Annotated in this window: 19 protein-coding genes and 1 tRNA gene; 17 read left to right on the top strand and 3 right to left on the bottom strand. The window is 28.4% G+C overall.

The window, feature by feature from the left end; all coding sequences use genetic code 4:
* Positions 1–3: 3 nt before the first annotated feature.
* The 13 genes from ACSH4Z_RS02385 (at position 4) to ACSH4Z_RS02325 (ending at position 13,246) form a co-directional block, all read left to right on the top strand.
* The gene (locus tag ACSH4Z_RS02385; RefSeq protein WP_438340388.1) at positions 4–810 is read left to right on the top strand and encodes a TIGR00282 family metallophosphoesterase; all 807 of its coding nucleotides are present in this window, start codon (positions 4–6) and stop codon (positions 808–810) included.
* A complete protein-coding gene (locus ACSH4Z_RS02380; RefSeq protein ID WP_438340387.1) occupies positions 810–1,241 on the top strand; it encodes a transcription antitermination factor NusB in 432 nt (143 codons plus the stop codon). Before ACSH4Z_RS02385 ends, ACSH4Z_RS02380 begins: the two co-directional genes overlap by 1 nt.
* A gap of 1 nt (position 1,242) precedes the next feature.
* Positions 1,243–1,989 (top strand): TlyA family RNA methyltransferase, encoded by a 747-nt coding sequence (locus ACSH4Z_RS02375; RefSeq protein WP_438340386.1) that lies wholly within the window; start codon positions 1,243–1,245, stop codon positions 1,987–1,989.
* The gene (locus tag ACSH4Z_RS02370; RefSeq protein WP_438340385.1) at positions 1,982–3,157 is read left to right on the top strand and encodes an aminotransferase class V-fold PLP-dependent enzyme; all 1,176 of its coding nucleotides are present in this window, start codon (positions 1,982–1,984) and stop codon (positions 3,155–3,157) included. Before ACSH4Z_RS02375 ends, ACSH4Z_RS02370 begins: the two co-directional genes overlap by 8 nt.
* Entirely contained in the window at positions 3,129–3,569 is a 441-nt protein-coding gene (locus tag ACSH4Z_RS02365) for an iron-sulfur cluster assembly scaffold protein (RefSeq protein ID WP_438340384.1), read from the top strand. Before ACSH4Z_RS02370 ends, ACSH4Z_RS02365 begins: the two co-directional genes overlap by 29 nt.
* Positions 3,562–4,809: a Y-family DNA polymerase gene (locus tag ACSH4Z_RS02360; RefSeq protein WP_438340383.1), complete on the top strand. Its 1,248-nt coding sequence runs from the start codon at positions 3,562–3,564 to the stop codon at positions 4,807–4,809. Before ACSH4Z_RS02365 ends, ACSH4Z_RS02360 begins: the two co-directional genes overlap by 8 nt.
* On the top strand, positions 4,810–5,913 hold the full coding sequence (locus ACSH4Z_RS02355; RefSeq protein WP_438340382.1) for a nicotinate-nucleotide adenylyltransferase: 1,104 nt from the start codon (positions 4,810–4,812) through the stop codon (positions 5,911–5,913).
* Between the two features lie 213 nt (positions 5,914–6,126).
* Positions 6,127–7,926, top strand: a complete 1,800-nt coding sequence (gene dnaK / locus ACSH4Z_RS02350; protein WP_438340381.1) for a molecular chaperone DnaK — start codon at positions 6,127–6,129, stop codon at positions 7,924–7,926.
* A gap of 152 nt (positions 7,927–8,078) precedes the next feature.
* A complete protein-coding gene (locus ACSH4Z_RS02345; RefSeq protein ID WP_438340380.1) occupies positions 8,079–9,878 on the top strand; it encodes an ABC transporter permease in 1,800 nt (599 codons plus the stop codon).
* Between the two features lie 2 nt (positions 9,879–9,880).
* On the top strand, positions 9,881–10,585 hold the full coding sequence (locus tag ACSH4Z_RS02340; protein WP_438340379.1) for an ABC transporter ATP-binding protein: 705 nt from the start codon (positions 9,881–9,883) through the stop codon (positions 10,583–10,585).
* Entirely contained in the window at positions 10,563–11,540 is a 978-nt protein-coding gene (locus ACSH4Z_RS02335; protein WP_438340378.1) for an aromatic motif membrane protein, read from the top strand. The genes ACSH4Z_RS02340 and ACSH4Z_RS02335 overlap by 23 nt, the downstream gene beginning before the upstream one ends.
* The gene (locus tag ACSH4Z_RS02330) at positions 11,527–12,357 is read left to right on the top strand and encodes an aromatic motif membrane protein (protein WP_438340377.1); all 831 of its coding nucleotides are present in this window, start codon (positions 11,527–11,529) and stop codon (positions 12,355–12,357) included. The genes ACSH4Z_RS02335 and ACSH4Z_RS02330 overlap by 14 nt, the downstream gene beginning before the upstream one ends.
* A 4-nt stretch (positions 12,358–12,361) precedes the next feature.
* A complete protein-coding gene (locus ACSH4Z_RS02325; protein WP_438340376.1) occupies positions 12,362–13,246 on the top strand; it encodes an aromatic motif membrane protein in 885 nt (294 codons plus the stop codon).
* Positions 13,247–13,302: 56 nt separating this feature from the next.
* Here the strand turns inward: ACSH4Z_RS02325 and pepF are convergent, their stop codons facing one another.
* A complete protein-coding gene (gene pepF, locus ACSH4Z_RS02320; RefSeq protein WP_438340375.1) occupies positions 13,303–15,135 on the bottom strand; it encodes an oligoendopeptidase F in 1,833 nt (610 codons plus the stop codon).
* 52 nt (positions 15,136–15,187) lie between these two features.
* Positions 15,188–15,709 carry an adenine phosphoribosyltransferase gene (locus tag ACSH4Z_RS02315; RefSeq protein ID WP_438340374.1) on the bottom strand — a complete coding sequence of 174 codons (522 nt, stop codon included), beginning with the start codon at positions 15,707–15,709 and terminating at the stop codon, positions 15,188–15,190.
* Positions 15,710–15,888: 179 nt separating this feature from the next.
* On the opposite strand from ACSH4Z_RS02315, the gene ACSH4Z_RS02310 reads away from it, so the two are divergent.
* The 3 genes from ACSH4Z_RS02310 (at position 15,889) to ACSH4Z_RS02300 (ending at position 18,765) form a co-directional block, all read left to right on the top strand.
* Positions 15,889–16,659, top strand: a complete 771-nt coding sequence (locus ACSH4Z_RS02310) for a hypothetical protein (RefSeq protein ID WP_438340373.1) — start codon at positions 15,889–15,891, stop codon at positions 16,657–16,659.
* Between the two features lie 33 nt (positions 16,660–16,692).
* Positions 16,693–18,435 carry an MATE family efflux transporter gene (locus ACSH4Z_RS02305; RefSeq protein ID WP_438340372.1) on the top strand — a complete coding sequence of 581 codons (1,743 nt, stop codon included), beginning with the start codon at positions 16,693–16,695 and terminating at the stop codon, positions 18,433–18,435.
* A 240-nt stretch (positions 18,436–18,675) separates the two neighbouring features.
* Positions 18,676–18,765 (top strand) — tRNA-Ser (locus tag ACSH4Z_RS02300).
* A 52-nt stretch (positions 18,766–18,817) separates the two neighbouring features.
* On the opposite strand, the gene ACSH4Z_RS02295 is transcribed toward ACSH4Z_RS02300, so the two are convergent.
* A complete protein-coding gene (locus ACSH4Z_RS02295; protein WP_438340371.1) occupies positions 18,818–19,357 on the bottom strand; it encodes an isochorismatase family cysteine hydrolase in 540 nt (179 codons plus the stop codon).
* Between the two features lie 207 nt (positions 19,358–19,564).
* Here ACSH4Z_RS02295 and ACSH4Z_RS02290 point away from each other — a divergent pair, with 207 nt between their 5' ends.
* On the top strand, positions 19,565–21,280 hold the full coding sequence (locus ACSH4Z_RS02290) for an APC family permease (RefSeq protein WP_438340370.1): 1,716 nt from the start codon (positions 19,565–19,567) through the stop codon (positions 21,278–21,280).
* Positions 21,281–21,455: the final 175 nt, after the last annotated feature.

Below are 21,455 nucleotides of genomic sequence, written 5' to 3'. Positions count from 1 at the left end.
ACTATGAAAAAAGAGAATATAAACATTTTATTTCTTGGTGATATATTTGGAAACCCAGGTATTGATTTTGTTATAAAGAATTTAGACAAAATTATTAAAGACGAGAATATAGACTTTGTAATAGCACAATCTGAAAATGTTTCTGGTAGAAAAGGCTTTATTCCTGAACATTACTTTCAATTAAAAAATGCGGGGGTGAATGCCTTTACATTGGGTAACCACGTTTGAGCTAAACATGAAATAATGGATATAATTGATAATAATGATTTAATTAGACCTGTTAACATAGATCAAGGCTATCCAGGGTCAGGTATTAGACTATTTGATGTTAAAGGGAATAAAATTGCTGTTATATCATTTATGGGGATAACTTTTAATCCCCTATTGCAACCTTGGAAACAAGAGGTTGCAAATAACTTTTTTGATAAGTTTGATGAGGTATACAGCTTATATAAAGCTGATTATTATATAGTTGATTTTCATGCTGAAACGACATCAGAGAAATCAGTTTTTGGTTTGTATGTTGATGGAAAAGCTGACGCACTTATCGGTACCCACACACATATTCAAACAAATGATGCTAAAATTCTCCCACATGGAACATATTATTTAACTGACGCCGGAATGTGCGGCCCAAGGGATTGCGCTATTGGTTCTAATTTTGAAGAAGTTTATCAAAAAATGAGATATGATGCAAGATTGCCATTTAAAGTATCAAACAATAAGTGTCAGTTTAATGGTGTAGTTTTTACGCTAACTAAAAATAAAGATAAAAAAATGATTAAATTAATAAATTTCTTGGAGAAGTAATGAAAGAAAAAAAACAAATAAGCATGAAAGGCAATTTTCTAGTTAAAAAGTATAATTATCGAAAAAACATCATTTTTTATCTTTATCAATCAGAACTATTTAGTGTGCATTTAGATACGAGCGTTATTGTTAATAATCCTCTAAATGAAATAAATCCTTGTGAAATACAAGCGTTGCAAATAATAGAGTCAAAATATGAAACCTTAAAAAAAATTATTGAGAAGTTTATACTAGAAACATGGGAGTGAGAGCGAATTAGCCCATTAATTAGAGCAATATTAATATTTGGTGTTTATGAACTAACTTACAATGATAGTAGCGTAGTGATATATGAATTGGTTAATATTACTAAGCTTTTTTCACCTGGCAATGATTATAAATTTGTTAATAAAATTCTCGATAAAATTTCTAAACAAATAATTAATAAATAGTATGAAAAAAACCTTGAAACAGTTAATAAAGGAAAAATTTTTATTGGATGAAAAAACCATCGATTCTTTAGCAATGCAAGGAAGGATAATTGTAAATAATGAAAAAGTTTTTTACCCAACATTAAGATTTAGTGATGATTGTGTTATTACCATTAAACAAAAAAAAGATAATTATGTTTCACGTGGCGCATACAAATTGAAAGAAGCAATTAAGGAATATGGTATTAACGTGGAGGATAAAGTTTGTTTAGATATTGGCTCTTCAACAGGTGGATTTGTTCAGGTATTATTAGAAAACAAAGCAAGAAAGGTTTATGCCCTTGATTCGGGCACAAACCAATTAGCTTTTTCTTTAAGAATAAATGATAAGGTCGTTGTATATGAAAAGACAAACCTTAAGGTAATAAATAATAATTTATTCGGTGAGGATATAAACTTAGTGACTTGCGATGTTTCTTTCATAAGTTTAAAATATGTTTTTGAGGTTTGCAATAGGACCTTTGGTAATGGTGTTTTATTAGTTGCTTTAATTAAACCTCAATTTGAAGCAAGCAGCAAATATGTTGAACCTGGTGGATATGTTCCTAAACAACATCATGAATATATAATTAATAAAGTGATTAATATAGCTAGGGAAAATAATTTTATATTACTAAAGCCCATTATTGAGAGCCCAATCCGTGGGGAGAAGTCAAAAAATATTGAATATCTTTCTTTTTTTGTTAAACAGGAGAAAAAAAATGACTAATGAACAAAGAGAAAAAATTTTTCCTATGTTTAAAAATAATCCTAATATTATTTATTTAGATAACGCTGCCTTAACATTTAAGCCTGATGTGGTGATAAAAAAAGGGATGGAATTTTATGAAAAGTATTCAATTTCAACTCGTACTGCTGATTCGAAACTAGGAATAAAATTAAACAGTGATCTACAAAGAATTAGACGTGATGTTGCTATGTTTATTAATGCTGATCCTGAAGAGATAATTTTTACTTCGGGTACAACTGAAAGTTTAAATTTGGTGGCGCAGATGCTTTCAAAGGTTGTAGAGAGTGGTGAAATATTATTTACTTATTTTAACCATTCTTCTGCAATTGTTCCCTTTCTTGAAAATTTTAGTATTAAAAATATAAGATTTAGATATTGTTTTGACGGTGAGGACATTATAAAATCTATTAATAAAAATACACGAATTATTGTTTTACCTCAATTAACAAATAATTTTCAAATAAATCTTGATATTAAGAAAATATACTCACTTTGTAGAGAAAATAACATTATTTTAATAAACGATGCAGCCCAAGCTATTGTACATAGTAATGTTGATTTTCGCTATTGCGATGTTATTGCATTTTCTGGCAATAAATTATATGGTCCAACTGGGACTGGAATATTAGCTATAAAAAATAATATTTTAAAAAATCTTCGGCCTTCAAAATGGGGTGGTGGCCAGGTGCAAAATATTTTAGAATCAAATAATTGAGTAATGAGAAATTCATCTTCTAAGTGAGAACCCGGCACACCAAATTTTGCTGGCATTATCCAATTAGGAAGGGCAATTGAGTTTTTTAAAAGTTTTAATGTTACAGAATTATTTAAATATGAGAAAGAAATTGCGATATATGCCTATGAGAAATTGCAAACTTTGCCTAATGTTTTAATTGATTCTAAAAAAGGCGATACGATAATTTTGTTTAATATTAGAGGCGTTCCGGCCCAGGATGTCGCATCATATCTAGGGAACAGAAATATTTATGTGAGATCTGGTGCTTTTTGCGCTTATAAATTTAAAGATACAAACAAATATTGTAGTTCATATGTAAGAATATCGTTAGCAATGTATAACAATAAAGGGGATATTGATAAATTAATTAAGGAATTAAAAAATGGGGGTAATTTTATTGAAATCATTTAGTACCCAAGAAAAACAACAAATAATATTTAATTCTTATTCTGAACCAAAGCACAGTTTATCTATTCCAAGAGGAAATGGTATAAAAGAACATTCAAGAGTTTGCGTTGATGATATAGAGCTAAATTTACTATTTGAAAATGATAAATTAATTGATGCAAAGTATTATGCAACCGGATGTGCTATCTTTATTTCAAGTGTGGAATTGATGATTGATCAAGTTTTAAATAAAGATAAGAGCGAAATTTTATGTATTCTGGAAGAGTACTTTAAATTAATTAACAGAGAAGAACAAATAGATATAAATATTGATTTAGGTAAATTGTTGGTATTTGAAAATGTTAAGGTTCATCTTAATCGTTTAGAATGTGCCTCAATAGTTTATCGCGCTTTTAAAAAAGGATTAAATGGCTAAGGTTATATTTCATATTGATATGGATGCATTCTTTGTAAGTTGCGAGAGATCAAAGAATGAAAATTTAAAAAACAAACCAGTGGTAATTGCTTTGAATTCAAGAAGAGCAATCATTTCTGCTATGTCTTATGAAGTAAAAAAACAAGGCTTTAAAAGTGGAGATCCCCTTTTTAAAGTAAGAGATAAGATTAAGGATTTAATTGTTATTTCACCTCATTATCAACTTTATTCTTTAATGTCTAAAAAAATTTTTAATTTTATAAAAACAAACTATTCTAATATGTTGGAAGTTTATTCAATTGATGAATGTTACTTAGATGTTACTAATAATATTAAAAAGAATGGCAATGCGATAGATTTTGCTAGAAAAATACAAAATGATATCCTTAATGTATTTGACATTCCCTGCTCAATAGGTATTTCTTATACAAAATTTTTAGCAAAAATGTCTACAAACAAGGCAAAACCATTTGGTATTTTGGAAACAAAAAAGGAAGATATTAAAAAACATTTTTATGATTTAGGTGTTGAAAAAATTTTTGGTATTGGTAAAGCTAATTCGAAAAAAATAATTAGCTATAACATTAAGACTTGAGCAGATTTAGTAAATTGTGATAATGATATTTTTTTAAGAAGCGTTTTTGGCAAAAATTATTTTAAACTTGTTGAAAATTTAAAGGGAATTAATACAGGGATTGATCATATATTTTATAGCGATGCTAAAAGTATAAGTAATAGCAAAACATTTATTACTGACGACTCTAGTGATAGACTTTTTTTGCTTAATGAATTAAAGAAAATTACTCAAAATGTATGTCTTAGAGCGAGTGACGCAAATTTAGAGGCTAAACAAGTTTCTGTTATGCTAAGACACCAAAATAAGATATGGATTTCAAAAAACAAAAGCATTTCAACTTGAACTAGCAACTTTGATTTGATATGAAAAAATGTTGAATTGATTTTTGATTCTTTGTGAGATGAAGAGCCACTTCGTGGTTTGGGGGTAAGTATTGGTAATTTAAGGACAATTTTTAATTCTGATTCTTCATTTGATATACTTTCTAGCGATTCAAAAAATATGGTTGAAAAAATAATTAATGAACAAAATTTTATAAATGGTAATAATTTATTAAAAACTTTATATCAATATAGCATGGAAAAAAATATCAATACAGACAATATAAAATTTCTAAGAAAGAATTCAAAGACAAAAAACAAGAGAATTAGTTTGGAGGATTAAATGAAAATAGGAATATATGGTGGTAGTTTTAATCCAATTCATAAAGGCCATATTAGCTTAGCAAAATTCGCAATAAATGAGCTTTCATTAGATAGGTTATATTTTGTACCCACTAATAAAAACCCCTTTAAGAATAGTAGTGAGTATGTTGCTAATAACCATCGCATTAATATGATCAATATGGTCTTGGAAGATAAAATGTTTTTGTCTGAGTTTGAAACCAATAGAAAAGGTAATTCATACACAATTGATACAATAAATTATTTTAGAAGCAAATTCCCTAATGATGAACTTTATTTATTTATTGGCACCGATAATGTACCCATGTTAAATAAATGAAAAAAAATTGATGAGATTGCTAATAAAGTAAAAATTTGTGCATTTAACCGCGGTAATAAGTTTTCAAAAGTTAATGTGAAGAAATTTAATGTAAGAATTTTGAACAATACTATTTATAATTTTTCTTCAACAAAATATAGAAAAGGTGATTTTTCGCAAGTAGAAGATAGAGTACAAAAATACATCGGTGAAAATTTTTTATATTTTGAGGAAATTGCTAAAAATCTAATCTTTGATATTAAAGATAAAGAAAAGCAATTTAGATATTTTCACTTAAAATGGACGGCAGAATTTGCTATAAAGCTTGCAAAATTAAATAATTATAAAATAAAAAATGCTTACCAAGCGGGTTATGCTCATGATATAACCAAGAATTGGAATGAACAAGATGCATATGATTTTTTGGAAAAATACGGATTTAGTCGAACAAATTTGGAGCCATATAAATTGCATCAAACCACAGCTTTTTTTTGGTTAAGAGATGTTTATAAATATAATAATCCGGAAGTCCTCTCAGCAATTAAAAAGCATACTTCATTAGATATAGAATTATCGTTGCTTGATAAGATTCTTTATGTTGCTGATAAGATAAGTCAGGGTCGTAGATGAGAAGGAATAGAAAAAATAAGACAACTAAGCTTTCAAAATTTTGATAAAGCATTTTCATATATTGTTTCAAGGTGTGCAAAATATGAATCTGATGTTAGAGGCCATTGCTTCAGCGAGGAGCAAAAAGAAATATATAAAAAATGAGGCGAAAATTAAAACCTCATTTTTTTATATATCCAAGGTTTTTAGAGATAACAAATCAATTAGCAATAATTCGCAAATCAATGAAATTTAATAATAAAAATAAAAATTAGCACTCATTTTATTAAAGTGCTAAAAAATATGGTACAATTATTTTATAAATTATTGAAAGATGATTTAAATATGTAAAAATCTTAATCTTAAATTTAAAAAAAGGAGATAAAGAATATGACAAAAGAAGTTATTTTAGGAATTGACCTTGGTACAACTAACTCTGTGGTTTCGATTGTTGAAAACGGAACTCCTAAGGTTTTAGAAAATCCAAATGGTAAGAGAACTACCCCATCTGTTGTTGCCTTTAAAAACGGCGAAACAATAATTGGTGAGAGTGCAAAAAGACAATTAGAGACAAATCCAGATAGTATTGCCTCAATTAAAAGATTAATGGGTGGTTCAAAAACTGTTAAAGCAAATCAAAAAGATTATAAACCTGAGGAAATTAGTGCCTTAATTCTTTCATATATGAAAGAGTATGCGCAAAAGAAAATTGGGAGTGCAGTTAAAAAAGCAGTTATTACAGTTCCAGCGTATTTTGATAATGCGCAACGTGAAGCAACTAAAAATGCCGGTATTATTGCAGGTCTAGATGTTGTTAGAATTATCAATGAACCAACTGCAGCAGCATTAGCATTTGGGTTAGATAAGTCAAAAGATGAAAATCACAAAATATTAGTATTTGACCTTGGGGGCGGTACTTTTGACGTTTCTATTCTTGAAATGGAAAATGGAACATTTGAAGTGTTATCAACCTCTGGCGATAATCATTTAGGTGGTGACGATTGAGACCACAAAATTGTTGATTGACTAATTAAAGAAATAAGCAATAAGTATAAATACGATGCTAGAAATGATAAGATGGCAATGGCTAGATTGAAAGAAGAAGCAGAAAGAGCAAAAATTTCACTTTCAGAATCATTGGTTGCAAACATTTCACTTCCATTTTTAGCTATGAATGAAAATGGTCCAATTAATGTTGAATTAGAGCTAAAAAGATCAGAATTTGAGGCAATGACTTCGGACTTATTAGAAAAAACTAAAAAGCCATTGCTTGATGCATTAAATGAAGCAAAATTAAATTGAAATGACATTACCGAAGTTTTATTGGTCGGTGGTTCAACAAGAATGCCAGCTGTTCAAAAAATAGTTTCTGATATTACTGGCAAAAAACCAAATAATTCAATTAATCCTGATGAGGTAGTTAGTGTTGGTGCTGCTATTCAGGGTGCAGTTCTTGCTGGCGATATTCAAGATGTTCTATTGCTTGATGTTACTCCGTTGACCCTAGGTATTGTTGTTGAGGGAGATATTGTCGCACCCTTAATCCCAAGAAATACTACTATTCCTGTAACAAGAAGTCAAATCTTTTCAACTGCCGCAGATAATCAAACCTCTGTATCGATTGTTGTTACACAAGGTGAAAGACAAATGGCACAAGATAATAAATTTTTAGGAAGATTTGATCTTAGCGGAATAAGCCCTGCACCAAGAGGAGTACCACAAATTGAAGTAAGTTTTTCAATTGATGTTAATGGTATTACCAAGGTTACAGCCAAAGATAAAAAGACAAATCAAGAACAAAGCATTACTATTCAAAATACATCTTCATTATCGAAGGAAGATGTTGAAAAAATGGTGCAAGAAGCCGAACTTAATAGAGAAGCTGATCAGAAAAAACGTCGCGAAATTGAATTGACTGTTAGAGCAGAACAATTAATTCATCAAATTGACAAAACTCTTGAATCAGAAGAAGCTAAAAAAATAGAGGAATCACAACTTTCTGAAATTAAAAAGGTTAAGGAAGATATCCAAAAAGAATTGAATGATAAAAATTATGATGAATTAGAAAAGAAAATAAATGATTTTGAACAAAAAATGTCTCAAGCTATGGAGTTCATAAAGAAGCAACAACAGCAACAACAACAAAATACGACCCCACAAACAGATGAGAATAATACTGAAATGAACTAATTTATAATATATTAAAAACCACTTATCAGTGGTTTTTATTTCACATTTTTGTTTAAAAAATTGCATTAAAAATATAATTATAATTATAAAAAATATGTATTATTGCTAATTTAATATATAATTATATATTATAAATTTGAAAGGTCTAAAAAATGAAAACTTCAGCATTTAAATATTCGAAATTTGCATTTAATACTGTTTTTAAGAAGAAAAGTTCGATTATCATTCCTGCTATAACTTTAATTTTTTCATTTATAGTTGGTTTTGTATTTAAATTTGTGATTAGCGAAAAATATTTGACGCTTGCTTCATATCTTTATATTTTTTCTGTTCTTATAGTAACTGTATTATTTGCATCTATTAAGGCGCTAAATATTTTTAAGGATTTCGAACAGGAAGGATTAGAGCTTGTTAGCATTGCTAAACCGGTCTCAAGAAAAGGGTTGGTTTTAGGTAAATTATTATCATTAATATACTTCGGTTTATTATGATCAACAGTTCTTTTTATTTCTTCATTATTGTCAACATACGCATTATATTCAGGAGCAAATCTGTTTTTATATTCGCTATTATTTTTTGTTATCTCCTTAGCATCTTACTTAATGATTGCTTTAATTACAGCGCTAATAGGATATAAGCTAAGCCAAAAAATTGCTATTACATTGCCTTTGGTGTTTTTTATTCCATTAGCTCTTGGTGGTTCTTTATTGTCAGCTAACGCAACAACAAATGTTAATAACGCCGCTTACTTTATTAATAAGAAATATCCATATCACTTTTCTGGCAATGAAGCAAATGTTGAACCATATTTTATAAACAATAATAAGGATGAGTTGTTAATTATTCCCAACGGATCTCAAAATAAGCAATTTTCAAACGAGCAAGTTTCATATCTTAGAGAGGTAATGAAACTTGCTAATAATTCATCGAGTGAGTGGCAATTTTATTCATGATTATCTATTCCATATCAATTACTAGATATTTTTAATACTAAAAACCAAAATGTTTTTGAGTCAATTAGCAAAACTAAATACTCAAATCAAGATAATTATATTTATTATAACAATCTAGATAGCATTTTATATAAATATAAGTTAGACGAAAATCCTAAATTGCCTAAATTTACGGTTACATCCAAAGAAGGTAATATTGAAAAGTATATTGTTCCAGGGTTGTTAAAATCTAATTCAGTTATACCTAATACTATTAATACTGATATTATTTATGCGAGAGAGGGAGCATCTAGCGTTAATATTTCATTCCCTGAAGATAACTCACAATTTTCTGCTGAAAACAATATTGTAGGGAGATTAAAATGACAATATGTTTATGAAGCATTAAATGATAAAATTTTTAACAATATAGCTAAAAGATTTGTTGATGATTTTATAAAGAATAAAACATCTGAAAATGTTATTGATTTGCATAATGAATTAACAAAAGGTATTTCTACTTTTATAAATAATTTAGAAAGTCCAATTAATCAATATTTGAATTCAAATGTTACAATATTCAACGAAAATGCTGTTAAAGAAAAGAAATTGCAATCAGAAATAGAGAGAAAAATATATTTAGGCGTTGCATTACTAAACTATATATATTTTAATTACCAAAATAATAAAATTTTTGAGGCAGTTATAAAAAATCCAAAAAGTTCAAGCGCATATGGCGATAATCAAATTGAATTAAAAATAGCTGGTTTCAATTATTACATCGGAGGATATGCAGGGTTTGAAAAGAGACTTTTTGTTAAGAATGAAAAAGTTTTAATTAGATACGAGTTAACAGCAAGCCCTACAAACTATCTTTTCCAATCTGCAGACAAAGTGTTTGCTATAAATCGTGAAAAACAAATTGTTAATAAAAATGTTTACTTTATTTTATGAGCAATTTTGATTGGTGTATTATTTGCTTCAGTTTTTGCTTTATACAAGAGAAAGGATTACAAGTAATTATGGAAAATATTCTAGAAATCATTAATCTAAAAAAAATCTTTCCAAAAACTGATCGCGGAATTAAATCAATTAATTTTGCTATAAAGCATGGTGCATTTCATGCCTTTATCGGAGAAAACGGTGCCGGTAAAACAACAACAATAAAAACAATTATTGGTGCATATGCAAATTATGAGGGTGATATTTTAATAAATAATATTAATATTAAAAAAGCAGAAGCACGTTCAATTATTGGATATGTTCCGGAAGTTGCTGAATTTCCGAAAGAATTAACCGTTTTTGATTATCTTTACAATCTTTCAATACTATCGAATATCAAAAAAACTGATGCTATTAATGAAATTAAAAACTACCTTAAATTTTTTAATATAGAACAGTTATTGTATGAAAGGCCTTATACATTTTCTTCTGGACAAAAAAAGAAGATTTTATTAATTCAAGCACTATTGCATAAGCCCAAACTATTAATTCTCGATGAACCAGCAGCTAATTTGGATCCGACAGCTAGATTTGAACTTTTTTCATTGTTAAAAGATATTAATGAAAATGAAAAAATTACAATTTTAATTAGTTCCCATGTTTTGGCTGAGATCGATAAATATGTTAACTCTGTAACCCTAATACATAATGGCAATATCTTATATACCGGAATTAAAAAAGAACCATTAGAAAAACTATTTTATGAAAAAGTTATATCTAACTAGCTTGGTTTTGCCGATATTACCGCTTTGTGCTATTAGCTGTGCTAACATAAATAATATTAAAGATACTTCTATCGATTTTCCTAAAAAACAAAGAAAAGAATATTATAGAAATGAGTCAATTAGTTTATTGCTTGATTTCTTTGCTAAAAATAATCTTAATGAAAAAAATATTTACATTTTTCAACAAGAAAATAAATCGGATTCTAAATTTAACGAATTAAAATATGCTTTTGTTTATGATCCTGTATTTATTCAAAATAGCGTTCATAAAAACCAAGATTATCGCCCTTTGGCGTTAACTTCAATGCAGGTTATTAAAAATACATTATCAAATGATTGATATTGAACTTTGAATAATTTATCTAAATTTAAGTACATTTTTAATCCTTATGGCGATAGATATAAAACTTTTGCCAAAGAGCAAGAATACTTTAATGAGGTTAGAAAAAAAATTAATTCTCTTTCTATTAGCGTGCAAGATAATACACCTAAAAAATTGATTAAAATGCCTTTTAAGGATATACCTGAACTTAAAAAATATAATGTCTTCACAGACAAGGAAATTGTTTATCTTTTATTTGATAATAACAAGGTAATTAAGATTTGGAAATTTATAGATAAGGGAATCCCTAAACTTTTGATAGTTCCAGATATTCTTATTTTTAAAAATGAAATGAATATTGAAGATCAACTAAAACAACTAGAAGAAAAAATTTTTGAGAAGCGTGTTAAAACTTTCAAATCGAATTTAGAATCAGCAAAAGAAGATGCCGAACTAGAAAATGAGCCATTTGATGAAAAAACTTTTATTAAGCCATACATTGATGAAAAATATATTGAATTTCACGCTATATATCAATATAATGATGATCTAGCTGATGTTTTAAATGAAATAAATAAAGAAGAACTTAAAATATTTAAATTTACTATGAGGTTTATCGATGAAAAAAATTAATAAGATTATTTTATCTACTTCATTTATTTCAGTCTTACCTTTATCATATGGGCTAGTTTCATGTATTAATAATGAGCCAAGCACTCAATTAAGAAATAATATCCCTAAAGGTTTTGAATATATTCCTAATATTGAAAATCCTGATGAAGAGAGAACCAACTTATTGATAAAGCAGTTAATAGACCTAAGATTTAAAGGCGATGAAGTAGCAAAAACAAATTTTCTTGAGTCTCAAAAAGATGAGAAGAAGCTTTTTGATGAGGCAAAAAAAATAACCAAAAAGTTTACCGATGAAAATAATGAGGAAAACATTAAAAAATTAAGGGATTTTTATTCTAAAAATTGACTATTTGTTATAAAAAACATTAAAAGATTTACATGAACTTTTTTGGATTGATGAAAATTTCCGGATTTTGGTCAAGTTAAGCATAGCGATGAATTTATAGCAGCTCTAAAAAACCACGCAGAAAAATTTGAACCAAATGATGCAAATTTTATTGATAACAACTGGGATCAATTGAGGGAAGGAGATGAATCTCCTGAATCCAAAGATGATATTTTTTATCTTAAGAAAAACAAGTTCTTATTAAGAATTTTGATTTCTAAAAATAAAAGTGATAAAAGTTTTTTGACTTTTGATAGAATGATTTATTTTCCTAAATCAATATCTTCGAAGATATCAATTAAGTTAGTTTCAGATGCTGTTCACAATGCGATTATTCATCATAACAAACGTGGATTTGATGCTTTTGAGAATGTTGTTGTTAAGAACTATAATTTTCCAGCACTTGGTTTATTAATATTGAAGGACATATAATATTATGAAGCGAAAAAAAATAATTCTTTCTGGCTTAGCTCTTGCTACATTATTTGCACCAATTGCTGTTATATCATGCCAAAATACGAGTCAGCAAAATAACAAATCTAAATTATCCTCAATAGCTGTTAATGATGAAAAAGAGAAAAAATGAGATGTTTTTTTGAAATATGAATATGTTAATTCACTTCTTGATTTAGCCTTTAAAAACAACGCTGATAAAAATGCCTATATACAAAAACAAAAAAGGATAAATGATAACTATTTAACTGAGATTAAAGATTATTTGCTTTATGCCAATAATGTTATTGCATTTTTTAAATCAAATGATAATTTTAATTCAAAGAATAAGGTCATTGCTTTGGAAAAATATCGCCCTGAATTAGCTAAACTTTTTAAAGATAATTGATTATGGTTTTTGTTTAATCTTGATCGATTTACGTTTGCTCTTTATGAAGCTTTTAATCAATTTAAAGGTATTACTGACATTTTAAGTAAAGAGCTTCAAAAAAACAGTTTGGATCTAGGATCATTTAATCGCCCTAAAACAAATGAAATGCTTCAATATGTTATTGAAGAAAGTTCACAAAATAATAAAGATTCCTATGATGTTTATTTATTAACTAAGCAAGGTATTATTCTTGAATTATCGATTACTAAAAAATCTGACGGAAATTCAGAAGTCTCAATTTTTACATATTCTCATATTTATCCGGCTTTGTTTCAAAATGAAGCTATTTTAAAGAAATTTGATCTTGCAAAATATGTAAGAGCCTTGAGATTATACAAAACAAGCGCCGATAAGGCTTATATAAAAACTTTATTCGATGAAGAATTTGGCGGCGAACCGCTTAGATTCACAATTGTCTATGTTGATGATTCAAAATAAAAATAAATATTTATTTTAAAAACTAAAACTCACAAAATTAATTGTGAGTTTTTTATCTATTTGTTTTTTGTAAAAATTTTGTTTCCTAATTTTATATACTCATTAACCTTGTCATCAAGAATTTCAAAAGCCATATTATAAATTTCTTTTGAATATACATCGACACCAGCGTCCCTTAAGACATTAACCGGTCAATCTTTATCCCCTGCTGATAGAAAGTTGTTAACATAATTTTCCAATGCGCTTTTTCCTTCGACTTTATATTTTTGAAAGAAGAAGTTTGCCACAATGTAACCGAGTGCATATTTATAAACATAAAAATATGAAAAGAAATGCGGCACCATAACGCTATGAATATTTATTGGATTGCCAATTTTTACTTCATTTTCACTTATTTGATATTTTTTTGATACATCAACATAAATTTTTTCAATAGCTTCATATGAATTAAGAGGTTCATTATTATCAATGCGATTATATAACTCATATTCAAAATTAGACCAATGTGTTTGTCTTAATACTGTGACGACAAAGTCATTAATGCTTTCATTAAGTAAAAAGAATTTTTCTTCATCTGTTTTTGCTTTTGAAATTAAATAATCATTTAGTAATAACTCATTAAATATTGAAGCTATTTCGGCTATGAATATAGTGTATTGGCTTCGATATACACTTTGGTTTTTATTTGAAAAATATGAATGCATTGAGTGTCCCATTTCATGGCATAAGGTGTTCACAGAGTTGAATGTATTATCTCAGTTCATTAAAATATAAAGCTTATTAATTCCATGCGTTGAACCAATTGAATATGCTCCCGATCTTTTTGAGGGAACATTTATATAATCTATTCATCTTTCTTTGATAGCTCTATCAACTATTTTTGGGTATTCATATGGCATTACTGAGGTTATGTCTTTTAATATTTTTTGGCCATCCTTAATTGAATATGAATTCTTGATTTTTATCAAATCAAGTGAAGTATCTCATAATTCCATTTTTTTATTGAATTTAGCTTCAAAGAATTTAGCATGCGCATTATGATATTTTTTAAATATATCTATATTTGAAATTACGCTTTCATAAATAATTTCAAGCAATTTTTTGTCAACATGGTCATTCATTAAAATTGAATCAAGCGTTGAAGGATATTTTCGATGTAGGGCATTAACCGATAACTCCTTGATATATTGATATAACATTTTGGCTAAAATTTGTTTATGTTTTAAATAACCATTCAAATAATTAAAATAGCTTTCTTTTCTTACTCGTTCATCAGCGTGTTTTCTAAATGATTGCATGCTTGCTCTTGTAATTTCATGTTTTTTGCCATGTCTATCGTGTGCATAGCCAAATGTAATTTCACTATCGGTTAAAACACCAAACAATTCAGTTACATCTGGATGACCCGAGATTGTATCGTTTAAATATGTTTCAATCTTATCATCCAATTTATGATCTAGTTCAAGCAATATTGCCTCAAGATCTTTTTTTACTTCCTTTAATTCTGGTTTATTTAGCCATTCCTTAATTTTTTGTTTATGTCGATCAATACGATTAATTTCTGAGCCCAATCTTTTTGCGTATTTGGCATTTGTTGCTTCAAAAGTTGCTATCATCTCATTGATTTTAGGATCAATAATGTTTATATTTAATTTATTCGATAGATAATTTTCAATTTTATTACTCAACAAAATGAATTCCTCATTTAGTTTTATTGAAGCAACAAAATTATCAAAATTATCATATTTTGAATCTTTTATTTCTATTTGTTTCTCAAACAAGGCAAAATATTCATCAAAAAGTTGCTGATATGTTTTATTGCCTAAAATATCTTCCAGGTCAAAGCGATATTCTGACTCAATTTCTTCATATTTACTATATTTTTTCATTAATACCTCCTCGATAAAATTAAATTATACAAAAAATAAGTTCTAGCAGAACTTACTTATTATTATCTTTATCTATAAAAATTAAGCTATCAATTTCACAGTTTAATCTTTTTCTTGCATTAAAACCGTCAAGTTCCATTAGCACAATAATTTTTAGGATTTCAACTCCTTGATCCTTTAACAATTTTGTTATTGCTTCTAAAGTTCCTCCGGTAGCTAGAACATCGTCAATAATAACTGCTTTTTGTCCCGGTTTTACTAATCCCTTTTGAATTTCAAGGATTGAGCGCCCATACTCTAAACCATAAGCACAACTAATAACTTCGCCAGGCAGTTTCCCCTTTTTTCTTACCATAATAAAAGGTTTAGATAATTTAGCGGCTACAGGAGTGCCAAAAAGGAATCCTCTAGCGTCTGGTCCGACGATAATGTCTGCATCTTTAGCTAATTCTGACATAGTATTAATTGTGTAATTTAGGGCATTACCGTTAGCCAAAAGAAGAGATATATCCTTAAATTTAACACCTGGTTCAGGAAAGTTTTCAACTGTTCTAATATATTTTTTTAATTCCATAGCCATAATATTATATTACAAATTTACTTATAAAATAAGTAGTTACAAAAATTAAAATTTGGAAGTAATTGTATTTTTTATAAAAACATTTTTAAAAAATATACTTAATTTTAAATCAAAAATATTGTCAAATGTTTCTTAGAACCTTCGATTCTGATAAAAGTGCTATAATTCTAATTATGAATAGTAAATATGTATATATTGATTTTGAAGCGATATCAAATCCTTTTGCAAGATTATTAGCAATTCCAGTTAATACTCCCTTTGCTTATACAGTGGGTGCTTTAAATCAAAATGGAAAATTCGAAACAAGAACATTTATTATTGATTTTTTAAAAATTAAATCAATAAAAGGCATTTGATCAACATTGAAGCAAAATATAATAAAACATATATACGATATTAATTCAAAAATTGATATTAATGAAATTACATTTATAGGACATAATCCAACATTAGAAAAGCAAATATTAATAAAATTGTTTCCAAAAAATTTGGTTAATCCATTATTAGATCCCTCGTGTCCTGTTTTATCTTTATCTAAACTCACAGGGCCAAAATTTAGTAAGGAATATTTCCCTAATATAAAGAAGGCCATTAATCAGTCTGACGTTATATCATTAAAAAAACGAACCGCAGGTCGAAACGGTGCAATTGCTGCTTTTGTAGGCTTTTGGTTGTATGTTAATTCAGTTTCACATTTAAGAGCCAATGATAAAAGAAAGAAATATATGCTCAATCTTAATAAAAATTTAGTTATTAAGGAACTTAGACATTATTCAGGTGATGATGTTAATAAAATGATATTTTTAGCTTCTGACCCAGAAAGAACAGATTTGTTAATAAAAAGATATTTATATAAAAAAGATTTTTTAAAGTTAATAAAAAATATTGATTTTGATGATAATTTGACACTAAAAGAAATTAAGGAGAAGATTTGAATTCTTTAATTTAAATTTTAAATATTTTAGAAAGGAGTAATTATGTCATCTAATGTTTTAAAGAAAGAAAAAAAGCATTATTTGAGAAGATTGCTGCCTCAATCTAAGCATGATTTAAAGCTCTATTTTTCAAAAACATGGCCAATAATTATTGGTGAAATTTTGTTTTGCTTAAATGGTTTTTTAGATAACTTTATGGTAAGTCACATCCCTTCGGGAATTGATGCCTTAACTTACGCCAATACTTACACTGGAATTATATATACAATATTTTTTGCTATACAAGGTATTGCAGGTATGTTTGTTGGCCAATATTATGGTAGAAAAGACTTTGATAAGGTTAAACAAATTATGAACCTTAGAATATGGATGTATTTATTTATAAGTATTTTGCTTGCTGTGGCTTCTTGAAGTCAGCCGACTGCATTGATACATCTTATTGGCGGTGCCAAGATTAAGGGTGCAGCTCTAAATGAAGCAAGAATGTATTTAATGCTTATTGCAATTTCGTGAGTTTTGACATCCTTTAACTTTAACACGAATATGCAACTCAATGAAACTGGTCATTCAAATCTAGCTTTTATTTCAGCATGTCTAACTCTTGCTACAAATGCTACAATAAATTCTATTTTATTGTATGCATTTAAGGGTCATGCTTATTATGCAGCTTTTGGTTCTATTGTTAGTGGCTTGGTATGTTTGTTGTCAGATTCCTTATTAACTTACTATAAGGATAGACCAATATTTATTAACATTTTCAAAATTCACTATATAACTAGGCCGATTGCAAAGCAAATATTAAAACGCATACCTGCTATGTTAATAACAATTGTTGCAATGGTTATTCTACCTATTAGAATGATCATTTGGGCTAGAGCCTTTCCGGATGATTTGGCAAACGGTTCCGGAATCGGGGAAAAGTGAATGGGAATTAACGCAGTTACAATTTTAGGTTTAGTTGAGAGTCTCTCATCAATAACATCGGCCATTACCTCTGCCTGTTCATCTAATGTTTCATATTTTGTCGCTGGTAACCTAGGTAAAAATAATTTTGAAGAAGCAAAAAAACACGGTTATGCTCTAAGGGGTTTTCATACTATTTCAGGTTTTTGTATGTCATTGATTATGTTAGGCGTTATTTTTGGTATTGCCTATTCACCCGCTACATCAAAAGGGACACAGGAATCCATTTCTCATAATATTGAGTTTTATTTAAGATCAAGTGACCCAAAGCTAATACAATCAGTGTTTGATGTTCAACTAAAATCTGGAGTAATTGATCCGCAAATAATTAATAAGGTAACTCAAATGCTTAAAGATGTTAGAAATGGACAATCAGATTTCGGCAATAGAGAGATTATTGAATTTCTTAGATTGCCCGTTGTTTTGGAATGAATAAGTCTAATGAAGGCTCAGGTTGCATCAACATTTACTAGAATATTTTTGCTTACATCATTAACATTTTTATTTATTAATCCTATTTGGTGTTGGTTCTATACAGCCGCTGCATTGCCAGGGGCTGGCGGAAGGAATATTGTAGGTTCATTAACTATGTTATCTGCGCATTGATTATCATTTATGTGATTAATAATCCTAACATTTGTAATCATTATACCGCTACGAAATAATCATACAAGTTCTTTGAGCCTAGAATTGTCATATTTTCTATATTTTTCAATTGATTTCGTTAGATGAGGGATATTTGAAATTGTAGCAGCTAAGGTTAACTGATTAAGAAATGTGACTGAAGAGAACCAACATAAGAAACCAAAAACAATTTCGTAAATTAGCATAATTAATATAATTATTCATTGCTATAAAAAAAATATTTGGCGGTTAGTATCAATACTAATCTAATTTAAATTATTTGCGCAGCTAAGAATTCGAGCACTTTTGACAATAATATTAGAATTTTTTTAGGTAAGCAAGTTACGAGAGTAATATGTTTGGTAAGAAGTATATAAAGATAAAATTAAAATAAAATGCTTAAATAGTTTTTTGTTTATAATTTATATTGTTAAAAAAGGGCAATTACCCAAGCGGCCGAAGGGGACAGTCTCGAAAATTGTTAGGAGTTAATAGCTCGCAAGGGTTCAAATCCCTTATTGCCCGCCATATTATTTTAAAAATGAAATATCCAAAAAAGTAGGCATCTCAAAGGCCTACTTTATTTAATTTTTATACCACTGTTTTTCATTAATTCAAGTGCAAAATCATGATATGTTTTTCTACTATGATTTTCATTTTCAAATGTATCAACAAGTTCTTTATAAATGATAATTTCCTTACCTAAACCCTTAAAATTAAGATATGTTTTCAAGGCAAGGGCAAATTGCAATATGCAAATATCAGTGCAACATCCTAGGATTTCAAATACATCATATTTATAAATTAAGTCAATTAAACCTGATTTAACAAAGGCAAAAAAAGCGTTGGTTGAGTTTTTTTTAATAACATCGGTTACATATGGTTTTAGTTCGTTTACTATTTCAGCTTCTCATGTTTCTTCTAAACAATGTAAAGGGTATGATTGCATTTCTACGTCATTTTCCTTGTGCGAGTCGCAAACAAATAATATTTTTTCATTTTTATTCTTAAATAAATACTTTTCAATCTTTGGGATTAGATTATTGATATGAATGCTTGCCATTTTTCCTTTGTTACAAAAACCGTTTAGCATATCAATTACAAAAATTATTTTATTCATTATACCCCTTAATATTAATTTTATAGAATCAGTGTATTAAGCACTTCTATTAAAAAGACCTTGCTATCGTGAATTATTTTAACATTTTTTAAAAAACAATATAATATTAATTTGGATACATCTTTTGTGGGACATAGAGACATATAAATGTTGGTGTATCTAAAGTTCGAATTTTATTTATTTTTTAATTTATATGAAAGGAAATATATGATGGCCGAAGAACAAATGGTTGTTACTTCTGACACAAAGAAAAAAATAAGTTTCTTTGCAGCAATCATGGTCGTACTTGGTGGTTCGATTGGTGTTGGTATCTTCTTAAGATCTAAAGCAGTTCTAGAATACTCTGCCGGAAATATCGCTCTATCATTAGCGACATGATTAATTGCCGGTTTTGCTGTTGTTACTTTAGCTCTTGCTCTAGTTGAAGTAGCGTCAGGTCGTAATGACAACTTAGGTATGATTGGTTGATCTAAGGCGTTTAACACGCTAGCCATATATAAGGCTAATAAGTTCTTTATGACTTACTTATATCTACCATTTACATACTTCTTTATGCCTTATTATGTAATACTTCAATTCCAAGACGCAGCTTCTGGATTTGGATTAACTCCAAACTTTGGTGGATCACATGCTGCTCCATGAATTTACTTCGTTATTGGACTAGTATTAACAATATGAATGCTATTTTCAGCTGGTTTAAGTGGTCGTGCTGGAAACATTCAAAACTTAATAATAACATCAGTTAAGTTTATCCCATTAGTAGCTATCGTAATTGTTGGATTTATCTTCCTAGGATTACGTGTAAAAGAAGGAAATGCAGATATCTGAACTCCTATTACTAAGGAAACATTATTTAACAAAGATTCTACAAACTTCTTAAAATTAACTCCAGTTTTAGGTATATTTGGATCAATTGCAGGTATCTTCTTTGCATTTGATGGTTTCTATGTTTCTGCTGGTATTCAATCAGAAATGAAGAATCCTGAAAAAACTCCTGCAGCTTTAGTTATTGGTCTATTATCAATGACTGGTATTTACATTGTTATTGCTGCAGCTATGTCACTTGGTGCTAAGTCAGGTGGTTTCTATGACTTTGGTGATTTATTAGCAGGAAAAGGTCATGGTTGAGCATTTGGTCTAATTAATGTATTTATCGCTATTGGTGTTATAGGTATTCTAAATGGATTCTCATTATGAGCAACTCGTTTCGTAGAAGACTTAATTAAAGAAGGGGAAATCTATGTTCCTGCTTCAGTATACAGATATATGAAAAACAGTAAAATGCCAATCGTTGGAACTCTATTCTGTTTATTATTATCTCTACCATTTATGGTTGTATTTACAGCAATTGGATCGTATGCATATATCGACATCACTGGTTATGGAACAGGATACGGATACGATATTGGTACATTATTGTCATTCTCAGACTTAATGGCTAACTGAATGGCTGTATTTGCATTTATGTTTATTGCATTAGCAGTTGTTGGTGCTCTTGAAAACAGAAAGAAAAACTTTATTGCTGTTCAAAAGAATAAACACACAGTATGAGCAGGTATTATTGCTGTTGTTATGGTTATAACAACATTAGTATTCTACATGTTAGATCCATTTGTTTCACTTGGATTGACACTTGCTAAATACTTCACAGCTCAAGGAACTGATAAGGCAAACTTTGTTTCTGACTTAGTTGGATATGGTGCAACATCAGCATTATTTGTTCTATATATGGTAATTTTCTTTGCTTCAACACCTATTGAAAAACAATTAGCTCTATGAAGAAGAGAAAAATTATCAAAAATTCTTGCTGGTCAATACTGTGAATGTGAAGCAGAATATTACTGCCCATGCAGATTAGAATTAGCTAAAGAAGCAAATGAATTAAATAATTTAGTTATTAATACATTTGAAACAGCTCGTTAATTCCGAAAAAAATAAAAACTAGCACTTATTTTAAAGTGCTGGTTTTTATATTTTTGTATTTTATTAAAACGGATTCATTATTTTTTTTACTCCCCTTAAAAACTATAAAAATAATGTAAAATTTTAAAAATATATCAATAAAATTATTTCCACTGTTTTGTAAAATAAAAAGGTA

The organism is Mycoplasma sp. 125, assembly GCF_051549845.1.
In the GTDB taxonomy this organism is placed as follows: Bacteria; Bacillota_I; Bacilli_A; order Mycoplasmatales; family Metamycoplasmataceae; genus Metamycoplasma.
This window is presented reverse-complemented; position numbering and strand designations above follow the sequence as displayed.